A 16,570-nucleotide genomic window follows, 5' to 3' on the forward strand; every position below is an offset into this window, starting at 1 on the left:
AGGAGAGTCCCCGGAGTCGCTGCGGGGCAGCCGCCGGCTCAGCGGACACCCCGTCGGTACCGGCCCGGCGCCACCCCGTACTCCCGCTTGAAGGCCTTGGCGAAGGCGAACTCCGAGACGTAGCCGACGCGCCCGGAGATCTCCCGCAGGGAGAGGTCGTCGTGGCGCAGCAGCCGGCCCGCCGTCGTCATCCGCCACCAGGTCAGATACGTCAGCGGCGGCTCGCCCACGAGCGCCGTGAACCGGCGCGCGAACGCCGCCCGGGACAGCCCGCCGCGCGCGCCCAGCTCCGCCACCGTCCAGGCGCGCGCCGGATCGCCGTGGATCGCGCGCAGCGCCGCCGCGACCGCCGGGTCGGCCAGCGCCGCCGCCCAGCCCCGCGCCCGCCCCGCCGCCCGCTCGCTCTCCCACCAGGCCCGCAGGATGTACAGCAGCAGGGTGTCCAGCAGCGAGGTGACGATCGCGTCGGTGCCCGGCCGCTGCTCCTCCAGCTCCATCCCGAGCAGTTCCACCGCCGCCCGCAGCGAGCGGTGACCGCCGACGGTGGCGGGCAGATGCACGATCTCCGGCAGCTCGGCCAGCAGCCGGTGCGCCCGGTCCCGGTCCAGCCGGTAGGTCCCGCATAGCGTGATGGTGTCCGGGCAGCCCTCCCTCGGCTCCTCGGGCGGCGCCCCGCTCCAGGTGCCGTCGGGCTGCAGCCGTACCTCGTGCGTGGCCACGCCGGGCGCGCTGACCAGGGAGTGCCCGGCCCCGTGCGCGAGGAAGACGACGTCACCCGGCGCCAGCGCGAACGGCTCACCGTCCTGCGGGATCAGCCAGGCCGAGCCGCGCAGCACCACATGGAACCCGGCCTCGTCGGAGTCGGCCCACCGCATCCCCCAGGGCGCGTACTTGTACCGGCGCGCGGAGTGCGGGCGCCCGGTGCGCATCGCGGCGACGACGTCGCTGAGCACGTCCATGCGGACACCGTAGCGCCCGGCCCATCGTGCGAGACGATCGGACATGAATTGGAGATCAGTGGGCATGGAGCGTCTCGCACCTGCCGCATAGCGTCGACGGCATGACGACAACGTCCGCACGCACAGTGCTCTTTCACGAAATCGGCGGCCCCGACATCCTCACGGTCGAGGAGGTGGAACTGCCCGCGCCCGGGCCCGAAGAGGTGCTGGTGAAGGTCGAGGCGCTGGGCCTCAACCGGGCCGAGGCGATGCTCCGGTCCGGCACGTACTACTACCAGCCGACCCTGCCCGGCTCCCGCATCGGCTACGAGGCGGCCGGCGAGGTCGAGGCCGTCGGCGCGGGCGTGACCGGCTTCGCCCCCGGCGACAAGGTGCTGTCCGCCGCCAACTTCCCGCTCAGCAGTCACGGCGTCCACGCCGAGCGGGTCGTCCTGCCCGAGGGCTCCCTCGTCCCGCGCCCGTCCGGAGTGGACGCGGTCACCGGCGCCGCCGCCTGGCTGACCTACACCACCGCCTACGGCGCCCTCGTCGAGCGGGCCGGGCTGGTGCCGGGCCACCGGGTGCTGATCACCGGCGCGTCCAGCGGGGTCGGCACGGCCGCGATCCAGGTGGTGCGGCGGGCCGGAGCCGTCCCCATCGTCACCACGCGCACCGAGGGCAAACGGCAGCGGCTGCTGGAGCTGGGCGCCGAGCACGTGATCGTCAGCGACAGCGAGGACGTGGTCAAGGAGGCCCGCGGGCTGACCGGCGGCCGGGGCGTGGACATCGTCCTGGACGCGATCGGCGGGCCCGCCTTCGCCGAACTGGGCGGGGCGGTCGTCCCCGACGGCACCCTGGTCGTCTACGGCTGGCTCGACGACCAGCAGCCCATCCTGCTGCCCCGCCAGTGGCCGCTGACCGTCCACGGCTACGCCAACATCACCGCGCTCACCGGCACGCCGGAGGGCCGCCACCGCGCCGCCCACTACCTGGGCTCCGGCCTCACGGACGGCACGCTGCGCCCGGTGATCGCCGAGGTGTACGACGGCCTGGACCGCATCCGGGACGCGCACCGCCTGATGGAGTCGAACCGGCACACCGGCAAGATCGTCGTACGGCTCTGAGCGCATTCACCCGATTGCCGCGGTGACGGAATAGCGCCCGCCGCCACGGGGTTGTCGCCCACGACAGACGCATGCACATGCATACAAGGATCCCGGAGGGCCTGTCATGAAGATCGGCATCATCGGCGCGGGCAACATCGGCGGCAACCTCACTCGGCGGCTCACCGCCCTCGGTCACGAGGTCTCCGTGGCCAACTCCCGCGGCCCCGAGACGCTCAAGGAGCTGGCCGAGGAGACCGGAGCGACCGCGGTCCGCGCCGAGGACGCGGCCGATGGCGCCGAGGTGGTGGTCGTCACCGTCCCGCTGAAGGCGGTCCCGAACCTCCCCTCCGGCCTGCTGGACGGCGCGGCCGAGGGCGTGGCGGTGATCGACACCAACAACTACTACCCGCGGCAGCGCGACGGCCGGATCGCGGCCATCGAGGACGAGGGCCTGACCGAGAGCCGCTGGACCGAGCGGCACCTCGGCCACCCGGTGATCAAGGCCTTCAACGGCACCTACGCCCAGGACATCCTGGACCGCCCCCGCCCCGCGGGCGACCCCGAGCGCATCGCCCTGCCCATCGCCGGCGACGACGAGGCGGCCAAGGCGAAGGTCCGCGCCCTGATCGACGAACTCGGCTTCGACACGGTCGACGCGGGCGGCCTCGACGACTCCTGGCGCCAGCAGCCCGGCACCCCTGTCTACGGCCTCCGCGCGGACGTGGAAGGCGTGCAGAAGGCCCTCACGGCGGCCTCCCCGGAACGCCCGGCGGACTTCCGGGGCTGACGCCAACCGTTTTCCGCTCCCCGCGTATCGCCCAGTACGGCTGATTCAGCGTTATGCCCCGTCAGCCCAGTCCTTGAGCGCTGCCTTACTCGCGAAGGCGGCCACGTCCTTGTCGTGGGGCTCGCTGGTGTACTGGTGGAAGAGCCACTTCGCCTTGATGCGGGGCTTGCCCGCGGTGACGTAGTCGGCGATCCAGAGGCCGTCGCCAGCGTAGGAGGTCGTGTCGACGGTCAACCAGAAGTCCCTGTTCGCGTAGAGCACGACCCGGTGGTGTGGCCGCAGATGCTTCACCTTCTTGATGAAGGTGTCCTTCTCCGCGTTGCTCGCGTGGGTGCCCTCGCCGGTGGTCTCCCAGTCGACCGCGAGGATGTCGCCCGCCCTGGACGGGGCGGCGGTCACGAAGTGCTCCGCCTGGGCGGTGAGGTGGCCCGGCCACAGAAAGTGGTAGAAGCCCACGACCAGGCCGGCGTCACGCGCGGTCTTCGCCTGGGCGGTGGCGTGGGGGTTGACGTAGGAACGGCCCTCCGTCGCCTTGATGAAGGCGAAGGAGAGGCCGCTCGTGTCGTACGAGGACGACTGGTACGCGCTGACGTCGATGCCGCGGAGCATGTGGGGACTCCTCGAGGTGCCGGTGGGGGGAAGGGAGTTGCTGGTTGAGTGATGCCCCACGATGGCACTCCCGATCCGTCACGGACGGGGGAACGTCAGCTCCGGGTGACCACCGAACTGAGTACCGACGCCGGCTTCGCCGACCAGTCGGAGGTGATGAGGCTCGCGTGGTTCTTCGCCAACAGGTCCAGACGGGCGGCGACTTCGGCGTCCGTGGGGTTGGTGGAGGAGATCGCGGGGGAGACGTTGTAGGCGTCGGTCATGATCGAGATGTAGTGGTTCGTGGAGTAGAACGACGTGTCGTAGCCGTTGTTGACGTACGTCGCCGCGTCACCGTCGAAGAACACGAACCAGGGGCGGATCGAGGTGTCGGAGGCCCAGCGGGTCGAGCGCGGGTCGCCGCCCGCCGCGCCCAGCACCGCCGGGAAGGCCTCGGCCTGTGCGATGTTCCCGGCCGTGTACAGGTCGCGCAGGTGGTCGCCGTACTCCTGGTCCGTCCAGTAGTGGTCGAAGGGGTTGTTCATCTCCACGGTGCCGGGGATCACCTCGAAGAGGAACTTGCCCTTGAGGGAGTCACGGCTGGGCCAGGCGTTGGCCTTGGCCGCCGCATCCAGCGTGGAGTACGACGAACCCAGCAGGTCGGACGGCTTGTAGACGCTGCTGCCGAGCTTCTGGCGGACGAGCGTGTCGAACTCGTCCGGACCGAGCCCGGCGTTGTTGTTGAAGCCGACCTTCATCTCGATCTTGAAGACGATCGGCGGGTGGTCGGGGTGGAGCTGGTTCCAGGCGGCGATGTTGTCCAGGCAGCTGCCGAAGTCCTGGTTGCGGCTCTTGCTGTACAGCTCGCCCGGGGTCTTCGCCGCCTCGCAGTTGTTGTCGTTGCCCAGCGGATTGCTGTGGCTGACCCGCCAGCGGTGACTGATGCTGTCCACGTACACGTCCAGCTCCAGCAGTGAGGCGCCGGAGTCCAGCGCCTGTGCGAAGTAGGTGTACTTGGCCTTGTCGTACGCGTTGTGCGTCCCGATCGCCGTCGTCTCGGAGAACTTCGGCGCCGCCGCGTGGGCGTTGCCCGGCACCATGATCAGCAGAGCGCCGGCGCCCACGAGCGCCGCCAGCCGTCTCACCACATCCATTGCTCAACTCCCCTTTGCTGTCGCTGAGTTGGCGGCAGCGTAGGAGTGAGCGGTTACTGCGCGGTAGCCCCCGGAGGAACATCAGCCGCTTTCCGGCCGTCGAGCGGTCCGTCGTCGCTGGCGGCTAGTTTGCTAGCATGCTAGCCTCGAAGGGTGGGTGATGAGGATGTCAAGCAGTTCAACGTGTACCTGCCGATCGGACTGATCAAGCAGGTCAAGTACCGCGCCATCGAGTCGGGCATGTCCTTGTCGGCGCTGGTCGCAGAAGCGCTGCGCGCCTACCTCGACGACGCCCATGGACAGGAACAGCAGTCGACCGAGAAGGAGAGCTGACATGGCATCGAGGCCGTGTTCCTGGAGACCCACAACTGGGGCAGGGCGGCGAAGTTCTTCCAGGCGCTCGGTTACGAGCTGGAGTTCGCGACCGACCACAACTCCGGCCAGTTCCGCATCGGTGACGGGCCGTACGTGTTCATCGCCGAGGTCCCCGAGGACCGCGAGCCGCAGACACAGATCGTGCTGAAGGTGCCGGACGCGGACGCGTTCCGCGCCGATCCCGCCGTCGAGGTGGTCACGCCGTTCGAGGACACGCACTTCGGGACCCGGATGATGACGGTCCGCGACCCCGACGGGCGGCTGTGGAGCCTCCAGGCCCCCGCGGCGAAGTGACGGGGACGGTAAGCGCCGTGACCGACGAGCGAACCGGGGCCCCGGACAACACCGCCGTGCGGTGCGCCCTGTGGCGGGCGATGCACGTCCAGATCGATCCGCCGCCGCACGTCCTTGAGGACGAGGTCGGTCTGCGGCTCGTGGACCCCGGCGACGGCTGGCGCGACCGCCCGGACATGGACCCGGAGGCCACCCGCGGATTCCGGGCCGCCATGGTGGCCCGCGCCCGCTTCATCGAGGACCTGGTCGCCGTGGAGGCGGACCGGGGCGTCGACCAGTACGTCCTGCTCGGCGCCGGCCTCGACACCTTCGCCCAGCGCAGACCGGAGACCGCGTCCCGGCTCCACGTCTTCGAGGTCGACCGGCCCGGCACGCAGAACTTCAAGCGCCGGCGCCTCGCCGAACTCGGCTACGGCGTCCCCGACCGGCTGCACCTGGTGCCGGTCGACTTCGAGACGAGCGCGGGGAGCCGGCCGGAGCGGCTCGCCGCGGCCGGATTCGACCATTGCCGGCCGGCGGTGGTCGCCTCCACCGGCGTCACCATGTACCTCACCAAGGAGGCCACGGCGGCCACCCTGCGCCGGCTCGCCCGGCTGGCACCCGGTTCGACCCTGGCCCTGACCTTCCTGCTCCCGGAACACCTCGTGGACGAGCGCGACCGCGCCGGTCTCAGGGCGAGCGAGGCGGGCGCCCGGGCGTCCGGCACGCCGTTCCTCAGCTTCTACACCCCCGACGAGATGCTGACCCTGGCCCGGGAGGCCGGCTTCAAGGAGGCCCACCACATCCCGGGCGCCTCCCACGCCGAGCGCTACTTCACCGGCCGCACCGACGGCCTGCGCCCGTCAACCGGGGAGGACGTGCTGCTGGCCCGGACCTGACGGCGTCAGCACTCGATGATGTTCACCGCCAGCCCGCCCCGCGCCGTCTCCTTGTACTTCACGGACATGTCCGCGCCGGTGTCCTTCATGGTCTTGATGACCTTGTCCAGGGACACCTTGTGGGAGCCGTCGCCGCGCATGGCCATCTTCGCCGCGGTGACCGCCTTGACCGCGGCCATGCCGTTGCGCTCGATGCACGGGATCTGGACCAGGCCGCCGACCGGGTCGCAGGTCAGGCCGAGGTTGTGCTCCATGCCGATCTCGGCCGCGTTCTCGACCTGCTCCGGGGAGCCGCCGAGGACCTCGGCCAGCGCGCCCGCGGCCATCGAGCAGGCGGAGCCGACCTCGCCCTGGCAGCCGACCTCGGCGCCGGAGATGGAGGCGTTCTCCTTGAAGAGCATGCCGATCGCGCCGGCGGCGAGGAGGAAGCGGACCACTCCGTCCTCGTCGGCGCCGGGGACGAAGTTGATGTAGTAGTGCAGGACCGCCGGGATGATGCCGGCCGCGCCGTTCGTCGGGGCGGTCACCACCCGGCCGCCGGCCGCGTTCTCCTCGTTGACGGCCATCGCGTAGAGGGTGATCCACTCCATGGCGTGGGCCAGTGCGTCGCCCTCGGCGCGCAGCTGGCGGGCGGAGACGGCCGCGCGGCGGCGCACCTTCAGGCCGCCGGGCAGTATGCCCTCGCGGGACATGCCGCGCCCGACGCACTCGCGCATCACCCGCCAGATCTCCAGCAGGCCCGCGCGGATCTCCTCCTCCGTGCGCCAGGCCCGCTCGTTCTCCAGCATCAGGGAGGAGATCGACAGACCCGTCTCCTTCGTCAGGCGCAGGAGCTCGTCGCCGGTGCGGAAGGAGTACTTCAGGACCGTGTCGTCCAGCTTGATCCGGTCCGCGCCGACCGCGTCCTCGTCCACGACGAAGCCGCCGCCGACCGAGTAGTACGTCTTCGACAGCAGCTCCGCGCCCGAGGCGTCGTACGCCCACAGCGTCATGCCGTTGGCGTGGTACGGCAGGGCCTTGCGGCGGTGCAGCACGAGATCCTTGTCGAAGGAGAAGGGGATCTCGTGCTCGCCGAGGAGGCTGATCCGGCCCGCGGCCTTGATCGCCTCCACGCGCGCGTCCGCCGTCTCCACGTCCACCGTGCGCGGCGAGTCGCCGGTCAGGCCGAGCAGGACGGCCTTCGGGGTGCCGTGGCCGTGCCCGGTCGCGCCCAGGGAGCCGTACAGCTCCGTCCGGACGGTGGCGGTCTTTTCCAGCAGCCCTTCGTTGCGCAGGCGGCGGGCGAACATCCGCGCCGCGCGCATCGGGCCGACCGTGTGGGAGCTGGACGGGCCGATGCCGATCGAGAACAGGTCGAAGACCGAGATGGCCACGGTCACTCCTCAAGACGGGGGGTGGCGGGGCACCCTCCGGCGGTCTGCCGTCGGGTACCCCACCGGGGACTTACTTGTCCGGACCTACTTGTTCAGGCCCGGGTACAGCGGGTGCTTGTCGGCGAGCGCCTTCACGCGCGCCTTGAGGGCCTCGGCGTCGTAGGACGGCTTCAGCGCCTCGGCGATCACGTCCGCGACCTCGGCGAAGTCCTCGGCCGTGAAGCCGCGGGTGGCGAGGGCGGGCGTACCGATCCTGAGGCCCGAGGTGACCATCGGCGGGCGAGGGTCGTTCGGGACCGCGTTGCGGTTGACCGTGATGCCGACCTCGTGGAGGCGGTCCTCGGCCTGCTGCCCGTCCAGCTCGGACTCGCGCAGGTCCACCAGGATCAGGTGCACGTCCGTGCCGCCGGACAGGACGTTCACGCCGGCCTCGCGGGCGTCGGCCGCCGTCAGACGCTCGGCCAGGATGCGGGCGCCCTCCACTGTACGACGCTGGCGCTCCTTGAAGTCCTCGCTCGCGGCGACCTTGAAGGAGACGGCCTTGGCCGCGATCACGTGCTCCAGGGGGCCGCCCTGGAAGCCCGGGAAGACGGCGGAGTTCAGCTTCTTCGCGAAGTCCTTGCCGCGGGCGAGGATGATGCCGCCGCGCGGACCGCCCAGCGTCTTGTGCGTGGTCGAGGTGACCACGTCGGCGTACGGCACGGGGTTGGCGTGCAGACCGGCCGCGACCAGGCCCGCGAAGTGCGCCATGTCGACCCACAGGTAGGCCTCGACCTCGTCCGCGATCCGGCGGAAGGCGGCGAAGTCCAGCTCACGCGGGTACGCCGACCAGCCGGCGATGATCACCTTGGGGCGGTGTTCCTTGGCGAGCCGCTCGACCTCGGCCATGTCGACCAGGCCGGTGGCGGCGTCCACGTGGTAGGCGACCACGTTGAACTGCTTGCCGGAGAAGTTCAGGCGCATGCCGTGGGTCAGGTGGCCGCCGTGTGCCAGGTCCAGGCCGAGGATGGTGTCCCCGGGCTGGGCCAGCGCGAACAGGGCCGCCTGGTTGGCGGAGGCGCCGGAGTGGGGCTGGACGTTGGCGTACTCGGCGCCGAACAGCTCCTTGACCCGGTCGATGGCGATCTGCTCGGCGACGTCGACGTGCTCGCAGCCGCCGTAGTAGCGGCGGCCCGGGTAGCCCTCGGCGTACTTGTTGGTGAGGACGGAGCCCTGCGCCTCCATCACCGCGAGCGGCGCGAAGTTCTCGGAGGCGATCATCTCCAGCGTGGACTGCTGGCGGCCGAGCTCGGCGTCGACCGCGGCGGCGATCTCCGGGTCCAGCTCGTGCAGGGACGTGTTCAGGACGGTCATACGGCTACGACTCCTCAGCCGGCGGTCTCGGCGGTGTACTCGTCGGCGGAGAGCAGGTCGGCCGGCTCCTCCGCGACGCGCACCTTGAACAGCCAGCCGCCCTCGAAGGGGGCGGAGTTCACCAGCGACGGGTCGTTGACGACGTCCTCGTTGATCTCGGTGACCTCACCGGTGACCGGCGAGTACAGGTCGGAGACCGACTTGGTGGACTCCAGCTCGCCGCAGGTCTCGCCCGCGGTCACCGTGGAGCCGACCTCGGGGAGCTGGGCGTAGACGACATCGCCGAGCGCGTTGGCCGCGAACTCGGTGATGCCGACCGTCGAGACGCCGTCCTCGGCGGCCGACAGCCACTCGTGCTCCTTGCTGTAGCGCAGCTGCTGGGGGTTGCTCATGGCCTGAATTCTCCTGTACGCGCGGGAGTGCTGATGAAGGGGGGACTGCGGAAGCCGCTGTGAGCAGCGGAAACGTGCGCGGGGTCACACAGTGACCGCGCCCAGTGTCTACTTCTGGCGCTTGTAGAACGGCAGCGCCACGACCTCGTACGGCTCATGGCTGCCCCGGATGTCCACGCCGACGCCCTCGGTGCCCGGCGCCGCGTGCGCCGCGTCGACGTAGGCCATGGCGATCGGCTTGCCCAGGGTGGGGGAGGGGGCGCCGGAGGTGACCTCGCCGATCACCTCGCCGCCGGCGACGACGGCGTACCCGGCACGCGGCACCCGGCGGCCCTCGGCGATCAGGCCGACGAGGACGCGCGGCGGGTTCTGCTCGGCCCTGGCGGCGGCCTCGGTGAGCGCCTCGCGCCCGACGAAGTCGCCTTCCTTCTCGAACTTCACCACCCGGCCGAGCCCGGCGTCGAAGGGGGTGAGCGAGGTGGTCAGCTCGTGCCCGTACAGCGGCATGCCCGCCTCCAGGCGCAGGGTGTCCCGGCAGGACAGGCCGCACGGGACCAGGCCTGCGCCCTCGCCGGCCTTGGTCAGCGCCTGCCACAGCTCGACCGCGTGCTCGGGCTTCACGAACAGCTCGAAGCCGTCCTCGCCGGTGTATCCGGTGCGGGCGATCAGGGCCGGGACGCCGGCGACCGTGCCGGGCAGGCCGGCGTAGTACTTCAGGCCGTCCAGGTCGGCGTCGGTGAGGGACTTCAGGATGCCGGGGGACTCCGGGCCCTGGACGGCGATCAGCGCGTAGGCGTCCCGGTCGTCGCGCACCTCGGCGTCGAAGCCGGCGGCGCGCTCGGTCAGCGCGTCCAGCACCACCTGGGCGTTGGAGGCGTTGGCGACGACCATGTACTCGGTCTCGGCGAGCCGGTAGACGATCAGGTCGTCCAGGATGCCGCCGTCGGCCTGGCAGATCATGGTGTAGCGGGCGCGGCCCACGCCGACGGTGGCGATGTTGCCGACCAGGGCGTAGTCGAGGAGGGCGGCGGCCTCCGCGCCGGTGACGGTGATCTCGCCCATGTGGGAGAGGTCGAAGAGACCCGCCTTCGTCCGCACGGCGAGGTGCTCGTCGCGCTCGGAGCCGTAGCGCAGCGGCATGTCCCAGCCGGCGAAGTCGGTCATCGTCGCACCGAGCGAGCGATGCACGGCATCGAGCGCGGTGTGACGGAGTTCGGTACTGCTCATCGGTCGGTCGTCTCCCAGGACGCAGCGGGACGGGCGAGGAACGTTCCTCCCCATCTGTCATCGGAACCTGAGAGGTTCGCCACGACCGCCACCGGGACGATCACGGCTTGCACCTTGGGTGGAGCCACTGACGCAGCGGCCCGCTTTTCAGATGTGCCTCGCCCGCGCGGTAACGGGGCCTGAGAGATTCAAGGGAGGGACTTGCTCCTTCGGCGCCCCAGCGAAGGCTGCTGGGGACTCTCCCGCGCGGATTCAAGCGGCCGGTATGCAGTTGGCGGCCACATCATTGCACGGCGAGCGCCCTTTTGTAACCGACCTGTGGCACGACCCGGACCCTGCAGGCGACATCCTCCATTACCTTCTCTTTGCGTACGGCGGGAACGAATATTACCGAGCAGGCAGGGGAGGACGACCACGGTGAACAGGACTCCGGTGTACGCCACCGTCACCACCGGCATCGCGGTGCCGGGGCAGCGCCCTGCCCCGGCCGCGGTCGTCCGGGACCTGCGCGACCGGGCCGGCCACGGCCCGCGCGCCCTGCTCTTCGGCCCCCGCGACCTGGTCGTGATCACCGGCCTGCCCGGCAGCGGCAAGTCCACCCTGATGCACCGCGCGGTCGCCGGCCGCCGCGTCGACTCCCAGGACACCCGCGACCGCTGGGACGCCCGCGCCCCCCGCCTCCTCCCCTACGCCCTCTACCGCCCCCTGGTCCGCCTCGCCCACTACGCCGGCCTGCGCCGCGCCCTGCGCACCGGCGAGGGCGTCGTCGTGCACGACTGCGGCACCCAGCCCTGGGTGCGCGCCTGGCTCGCCCGCGAGGCCCGCCGCCGGGGCGGCACCCTCCATCTGCTCCTGCTCGACGTCACCCCCGAGACCGCGCGCAAGGGCCAGCGCGAGCGCGGCCGGGGCGTCTCGGCCTACGCCTTCCGCCGTCACCGCCGGACGACCGCCCGGCTGCTCGCGGCGGTCGAGCGCGGTGAGCTGCCCGCGGGCTGCGGCGCGGCGGTGCTGCTGGACCGGCCGGCGGCGGACGCCCTCCAGCGGATCGCCTTCGTGGGACGAGGCTTCACAAGGTGAGGCCCTGTCACAGCCACCCGCTAGCCTTCATGGACACAGCAGTGGTTCCCAGCAGGCGGTAGGCAGATGGACTTCCCGGCGGACATTCCCGCGGACTTCCCGGCACAGGCGCACCCCCAGCCGCACGGCGGCTGGCCCGGCAACGAGCTGGAGGAGGTGCTCTCGGCCTCCCTCGGCATACCCGCGGCGGCCGGCCGGATCATCGAGGTGCTGGGCCGCAGCCTGCTCTGGATCCCGCTGCCCAACGGCGGCGGTCCGGACAGCGGCCCGCTCGACCTGCCCTCGCTGGACATCGAGGGCCAGGCGTACGTCCCGGTGTTCAGCTCCGAGGAGCAGCTGCGCCAGGCGGCCGGCCCCCACATGCCGTACACCATCGCCCCCGCCGTGGAGTTCGCCCGCGGCCTGCCCCCGCAGATCGGCCTCGCGGTGAACCCCGACGCGCTGGTCGGCATCCCGCTCCCGCCCGCGGCGGTGGCCGAGCTGTGCCGGATCGGCCGTACCCCGCTGGACGGCCCGAACACCGGCGCCCGGGTCCGCCTCTTCGAGCCCGACTGGCAGGACGACCCGGTCGACTTCCTCTCCGCCGCGTCCGCCGAGTTCGCCGGGACCGGCGTGGTCCGCACCGCCCGCCGCTGCCTGGCCGCCATCGAGACGGACGACCCGGTCATGTTCGTGGGCGTCGAGCTCTCCCAGTGGGAGGGCGACCTGCGCAGCCTCCCCCTGCAGGCCCTCGGCAAAGCTCTCGGAAAGATCCCGGTGCAGTGGCCGGTCAACCTGGTCCTTCTGGACGTGACGGACGACCCGGTGGCCGAGTGGCTGAAGGCGAACGTCCGCCCCTTCTATCAGTACGGCCACTGAAACACCTCGAGGGGCGCACACACCCAGGGCCCCGGGCCGGTAGGCGCATAAGCTGTCTCCCGACACCGGGGCACAAAAAGAAGGGCACGACAGGTGAGCGCGAGCCACAGCGGCAGCGTCAGCGTGGAACATGCGCTGCGCCAGGTCACCCCCGGCCGCTACGACGCCTACGAGGCCCTGCTCCGCGCCCTCGCCACCCCCTCCTCCGGCCAGATCTGGATGCTCCTGTGGCACGGCCAGGCCGGCTCCCCGGACGCCCAGTACGGGAACATGGAGGTCGACGGCTTCCAGTACGCCCCCTGCGTCACCTCCGCCCAGGAGCTCTCGGCCAGCGGCTGGAACCGCTCGTACGAGGTCGTCGACGGCCTTGACGTGGCCCGCACCCTCTACCCCGACCACTACGGCCTCTGGCTCAACCCGCACGCCCCGGGCGGCGGCGTCGGCATCCCCTGGCTGGATCTGCGCCGCATCGCCACCGGCCTGGACCGCCAGCCCGCGGGCCCCCTCCGGCTGACCGAACCCGGCATCGAGATCCCCCAGTTCTACGCCCTCCTCACGCAGAACGCCCACCGCACCCCGGCCCTGCGCTCCCTGCGCCGCGCCTGGGTGCAGCCGGCGCTCGGCGCGCCGTACCTCGCCATCGGCCTGGACGTGTACGACACCTCCCCGGCCGCGGTCGACTCGGTGCGCGCGATGATGCAGCAGTCCATCGGGGCGGTCCCGGAGGGCCTGCCGGTGTCGACGGTCGCGATGACCGACGACTATGACCCGGTCGTGATGTGGATGCGGGCCGGCGCCCGCCCGTTCTACGACCGCGAGGCCCACGCGGCCCCGCCCCAGCTCCAGACCTCGCCCCAGCCGCCGGCCGCGGGCTACGGCTATCCACCGGTGCACGGCGGCTACTGACGCTGCTGACCTGGGGATATCGCCCGTAAAGGCCTCCGGCGCACCCGTATGTCCGGCCCGGCTTCGTCCGGTCCCCGCGACTTCCTGTCCGCATAACAGGAAACGCCAGCTTGCATCACGGTTGCGCATCCATTCCCCGTCAAGGCTGGCGGCTGATCGCGCAAGCGTTGAAGACTCCCCCTTCAAGGGGTTCGCCCCTGTGTACGACGGACTGATTGAGGCCGCTACCAGCGGCAAGCGCGGGCCGGCCACCGCCGGTTGAGAGGGGTCCCTGCCAGATGACGGCACCATTGCACGAGCCGACTGCGGAAACGGCCCCGAGCGCGGCCGAAGAAGCCGCGGCTGTCGCTGCCGGAGAGAAGGCCGTACAGGGGCGTTCCCTGGGCCGGATCGCCTGGGAGCGTCTCAAGCGGGACAAGCTCGCCCTCACGGGTGGCGTCGTCGTGCTCGTCCTCATCCTGGTCGCGTTGCTCGCGCCGGTGATCACCAATCTGCTCGGGCAGGACCCGGACGTCTTCCACGAGGACATGATCGACCCGCTGTTCGGCACCCCCAAGGGGTCGCTGGGCGGTGTCAGCGGCGACCACCTGCTGGGCGTCGAGCCGGTCAACGGACGGGACATCTTCGCCCGCGTCCTCTACGGTGCCCGGATCTCGCTCCTGGTCGGCTTCCTGTCCGCCATGGTCGCCGTGGTCCTCGGCACCGTCCTGGGTATCCTGGCCGGCTTCTTCGGCGGCTGGGTGGACTCCGTCATCAGCCGCGTCATGGACGGTCTGCTGGCCTTCCCACAGCTCCTCTTCACCATCGCCCTGGTCTCTGTCATGCCGAACGACCTGCTCGGCCTGACCGGCTCCAACGTGCGGGTGTTCGTGATGATCCTGGTCATCGGATTCTTCGGCTGGCCGTACATCGGACGCGTGGTGCGCGGACAGACCCTCTCGATGCGTGAGCGCGAGTACGTCGAGGCCGCCCGGTCGCTGGGCGCCGGGCGGTTCTACATCCTCTTCAAGGAACTGCTGCCCAACCTCGTCGCGCCCATCGTCGTGTACACGACGATGATGATCCCGACCAACATCCTCACCGAGGCGGCACTCAGCTTCCTGGGCGTAGGCGTCAAGCCGCCTACGGCCTCCTGGGGGCAGATGCTTTCGAGCGCGATCGACTACTACGACTCGGACCCCATGTACATGGTGGTCCCGGGTGTGGCGATCTTCGTGACCGTTCTTGCCTTCAACCTCTTCGGCGACGGCGTGCGGGACGCGCTCGACCCGAAGGGCTCCCGCTGAACCGTCTTACCCCAAGCGTCCCGTGGCATTGGCACGGGGTCTCTCATCAATATCCGGAGGATCCGAGATCGTGACTACCCAACGCACCTCAGGGCGGCGGAAGCAGGCGTTGGCCGCTGCTGCCGCGGTCGCCGCGCTGCTGACCACGGCGGCGTGCGGCGGCGGCGACAGCGACAACGGCGACAAGGGCTCGAAGACCGGCGCGGCCGGCTTCGACGCGGCCAACAACAAGGTCGCTCAGGCCTCCCTGGCCAAGAAGGGCGGCACGCTGCGCTTCGGTGGTGCCCAGGACGCCGACTCGTGGGACACCACGCGTGGTTACTACGGCTTCATGTGGAACTTCGCGCGCTACTACAGCCGTCAGCTCGTCACGGGCAAGACGGAGCCCGGCAAGGCCGGCGCCGAGCTCACTCCGGACCTCGCCACCGGACTCGCCAAGGTCACCGACGGCGGCAAGACCTACACGTACACCCTGCGTGACGGCGTGACGTGGGAAGACGGCAAGGCGATCACGTCCAAGGACATCAAGTACGGCATCGAGCGTGTCTGGGCGCAGGACGTGCTGTCCGGCGGCCCGGTCTACCTGAAGGACATCCTCGACCCCAAGGGCGAGTACAAGGGCCCGTACAAGGACTCCTCCAAGGACAAGCTGGGTCTGAAGGCGATCGACACGCCCGACGACAAGACCATCGTCTTCCACCTCCCGAAGGCCAACTCGGACTTCGAGGAGATGCTGGCCCTTGTCTCGGCGTCCCCGGTCCGCCAGGACAAGGACACCAAGTCCAAGTACGGTCTGCACCCGTTCTCCTCCGGCCCGTACAAGTTCGAGTCGTACAGCCCGGGCAAGGACCTCACCCTGGTCCGTAACGACAAGTGGAGCCAGGCCTCGGACCCGATCCGCAAGGCCTACCCGGACAAGATCACCGTCAAGTTCTTCTCGGACGCCAACCAGCTCGACCAGCGTCTGATCAACGGTGACCTGGACCTGGACATCAACCAGACCGGCATGTCGCCGCAGGGCCGTACCACCGCCCTGAAGGAGCACAAGGCCAACCTGGACAACCCGGTCTCCGGCTACATCCGTTACGCGGTCTTCCCGCAGAGCGTGAAGCCGTTCGACAACCTCGAGTGCCGCAAGGCCGTCATCCTGGGCGCCGACCACGTGTCCCTGCAGACCGCCCGCGGTGGCCCGGTCGCCGGTGGTGACATCGGCACCAACATGCTCCCGCCGTCCATCCCGGGCGCCGAGGGCCAGCAGTACGACCCGTACAAGCTCGCCGGCGCCAACAAGACCGGCAACGAGGCCGAGGCCAAGGCGGCGCTGAAGGCCTGCGGCAAGCCGAACGGCTTCAAGACCACCATCGCCGTCCGCAACAACAAGCCGGTCGAGGTGGCCACCGCCCAGTCCCTGCAGGCGTCGCTGAAGAAGATCGGCATCACCGCCGAGATCGACCAGTACGACGGTTCGCAGACCACCGGCATCATCGGCAGCCCCTCGAACGTGAAGAAGAAGGGCTACGGCATCATCATCATGGGCTGGGGTCCGGACTTCCCGTCCGTCCAGGGCTTCGGTCTGCCGCTGTGGGACAGCAAGTACATCCTTGAGAGCGGTAACTCCAACTACGCGCTGATCAAGGACAAGGCGATCGACGGCCTGTTCGACCAGTACAACAAGACGCTGGACGACGCGGGCAAGACCAAGATCTCCACGGAGATCAACCACAAGGTCATGGAGGGCGCGTACTACCTGCCCTTCGTCTTCGAGAAGTTCATCAACTGGCGCGGGGACAACCTGGCGAACGTGTACACCACCGACGGCTACAGCGGTATGTACGACTTCGTCAACCTCGGCCTGAAGTCCGCGAAGTAAACCCGGCACACCCGCCGAACAGCACGAAAGGCAGGTGAAGGCCGGCGACGCGTGATCGCGGGCCACCTGGGGGCACCTCCCACGCCCATAAGGCAGTGGGGGAGACCG

17 protein-coding genes and 2 riboswitches are annotated in these 16,570 nt (G+C 70.3%); of the genes, 10 read left to right on the forward strand and 7 right to left on the reverse strand.

Annotated features, from left to right (window positions below; genetic code table 11):
- Window positions 1–38 precede the first annotated feature (38 nt).
- The gene (locus ACQPXS_RS31545) at window positions 39–959 is read right to left on the reverse strand and encodes an AraC family transcriptional regulator (protein ID WP_365333276.1); all 921 of its coding nucleotides are present in this window, start codon (window positions 957–959) and stop codon (window positions 39–41) included.
- A 101-nt stretch (window positions 960–1,060) separates the two neighbouring features.
- Between ACQPXS_RS31545 and ACQPXS_RS31550 the strand changes: the two genes are divergently transcribed.
- Both ACQPXS_RS31550 and ACQPXS_RS31555 read left to right on the forward strand, forming a co-directional pair.
- Window positions 1,061–2,062, forward strand: coding sequence for a zinc-dependent alcohol dehydrogenase family protein (locus tag ACQPXS_RS31550; RefSeq protein ID WP_433452665.1), 1,002 nt, complete (start codon window positions 1,061–1,063; stop codon window positions 2,060–2,062).
- A 106-nt stretch (window positions 2,063–2,168) separates the two neighbouring features.
- Complete coding sequence (locus ACQPXS_RS31555) at window positions 2,169–2,831, forward strand: NADPH-dependent F420 reductase (RefSeq protein WP_433452667.1); 663 nt, start codon at window positions 2,169–2,171, stop codon at window positions 2,829–2,831.
- 51 nt (window positions 2,832–2,882) lie between these two features.
- Here the strand turns inward: ACQPXS_RS31555 and ACQPXS_RS31560 are convergent, their stop codons facing one another.
- On the reverse strand, window positions 2,883–3,440 hold the full coding sequence (locus ACQPXS_RS31560) for a GH25 family lysozyme (protein WP_433452669.1): 558 nt from the start codon (window positions 3,438–3,440) through the stop codon (window positions 2,883–2,885).
- Window positions 3,441–3,535: 95 nt separating this feature from the next.
- Window positions 3,536–4,573 (reverse strand): phosphatidylinositol-specific phospholipase C domain-containing protein, encoded by a 1,038-nt coding sequence (locus ACQPXS_RS31565; protein WP_433452670.1) that lies wholly within the window; start codon window positions 4,571–4,573, stop codon window positions 3,536–3,538.
- Between the two features lie 153 nt (window positions 4,574–4,726).
- Between ACQPXS_RS31565 and ACQPXS_RS31570 the strand changes: the two genes are divergently transcribed.
- The 3 genes from ACQPXS_RS31570 to ACQPXS_RS31580 are packed head-to-tail and all read left to right on the forward strand — an operon-like array spanning window position 4,727 to window position 6,120.
- Window positions 4,727–4,906, forward strand: a complete 180-nt coding sequence (locus tag ACQPXS_RS31570; protein ID WP_351810396.1) for a CopG family transcriptional regulator — start codon at window positions 4,727–4,729, stop codon at window positions 4,904–4,906.
- Between the two features lie 15 nt (window positions 4,907–4,921).
- On the forward strand, window positions 4,922–5,242 hold the full coding sequence (locus tag ACQPXS_RS31575; RefSeq protein WP_433452671.1) for a VOC family protein: 321 nt from the start codon (window positions 4,922–4,924) through the stop codon (window positions 5,240–5,242).
- A gap of 17 nt (window positions 5,243–5,259) precedes the next feature.
- Window positions 5,260–6,120 carry a class I SAM-dependent methyltransferase gene (locus ACQPXS_RS31580; RefSeq protein ID WP_433452672.1) on the forward strand — a complete coding sequence of 287 codons (861 nt, stop codon included), beginning with the start codon at window positions 5,260–5,262 and terminating at the stop codon, window positions 6,118–6,120.
- Between the two features lie 5 nt (window positions 6,121–6,125).
- Here the strand turns inward: ACQPXS_RS31580 and ACQPXS_RS31585 are convergent, their stop codons facing one another.
- The 4 genes from ACQPXS_RS31585 to gcvT all read right to left on the reverse strand — a co-directional run bounded on the left by ACQPXS_RS31585 (window position 6,126) and on the right by gcvT (window position 10,465).
- A complete protein-coding gene (locus ACQPXS_RS31585) occupies window positions 6,126–7,493 on the reverse strand; it encodes an L-serine ammonia-lyase (protein WP_433452674.1) in 1,368 nt (455 codons plus the stop codon).
- 84 nt (window positions 7,494–7,577) lie between these two features.
- Window positions 7,578–8,846 carry a serine hydroxymethyltransferase gene (glyA, locus tag ACQPXS_RS31590; protein WP_433452676.1) on the reverse strand — a complete coding sequence of 423 codons (1,269 nt, stop codon included), beginning with the start codon at window positions 8,844–8,846 and terminating at the stop codon, window positions 7,578–7,580.
- A 14-nt stretch (window positions 8,847–8,860) separates the two neighbouring features.
- Complete coding sequence (gcvH, locus tag ACQPXS_RS31595; RefSeq protein WP_351810381.1) at window positions 8,861–9,238, reverse strand: glycine cleavage system protein GcvH; 378 nt, start codon at window positions 9,236–9,238, stop codon at window positions 8,861–8,863.
- A gap of 108 nt (window positions 9,239–9,346) precedes the next feature.
- Window positions 9,347–10,465: a glycine cleavage system aminomethyltransferase GcvT gene (gene gcvT / locus ACQPXS_RS31600; RefSeq protein ID WP_433452678.1), complete on the reverse strand. Its 1,119-nt coding sequence runs from the start codon at window positions 10,463–10,465 to the stop codon at window positions 9,347–9,349.
- 44 nt (window positions 10,466–10,509) lie between these two features.
- Window positions 10,510–10,622, reverse strand: a riboswitch (glycine riboswitch).
- A riboswitch (glycine riboswitch) is annotated at window positions 10,623–10,720 on the reverse strand.
- Between the two features lie 162 nt (window positions 10,721–10,882).
- On the opposite strand from gcvT, the gene ACQPXS_RS31605 reads away from it, so the two are divergent.
- The 5 genes from ACQPXS_RS31605 to ACQPXS_RS31625 all read left to right on the forward strand — a co-directional run bounded on the left by ACQPXS_RS31605 (window position 10,883) and on the right by ACQPXS_RS31625 (window position 16,462).
- The gene (locus ACQPXS_RS31605; protein ID WP_433452679.1) at window positions 10,883–11,542 is read left to right on the forward strand and encodes an AAA family ATPase; all 660 of its coding nucleotides are present in this window, start codon (window positions 10,883–10,885) and stop codon (window positions 11,540–11,542) included.
- Between the two features lie 66 nt (window positions 11,543–11,608).
- Window positions 11,609–12,400, forward strand: coding sequence for an enhanced serine sensitivity protein SseB (locus ACQPXS_RS31610; RefSeq protein WP_351810373.1), 792 nt, complete (start codon window positions 11,609–11,611; stop codon window positions 12,398–12,400).
- A 93-nt stretch (window positions 12,401–12,493) separates the two neighbouring features.
- On the forward strand, window positions 12,494–13,306 hold the full coding sequence (locus tag ACQPXS_RS31615) for an enhanced serine sensitivity protein SseB C-terminal domain-containing protein (RefSeq protein ID WP_433452680.1): 813 nt from the start codon (window positions 12,494–12,496) through the stop codon (window positions 13,304–13,306).
- Window positions 13,307–13,584: 278 nt separating this feature from the next.
- Window positions 13,585–14,592 (forward strand): ABC transporter permease, encoded by a 1,008-nt coding sequence (locus ACQPXS_RS31620; protein WP_433452681.1) that lies wholly within the window; start codon window positions 13,585–13,587, stop codon window positions 14,590–14,592.
- Between the two features lie 70 nt (window positions 14,593–14,662).
- Entirely contained in the window at window positions 14,663–16,462 is a 1,800-nt protein-coding gene (locus ACQPXS_RS31625) for an ABC transporter substrate-binding protein (RefSeq protein WP_433452683.1), read from the forward strand.
- Window positions 16,463–16,570: the final 108 nt, after the last annotated feature.

This window comes from Streptomyces sp. CA-142005 (genome assembly GCF_050942335.1).
Lineage (GTDB): Bacteria > Actinomycetota > Actinomycetes > Streptomycetales > Streptomycetaceae > Streptomyces.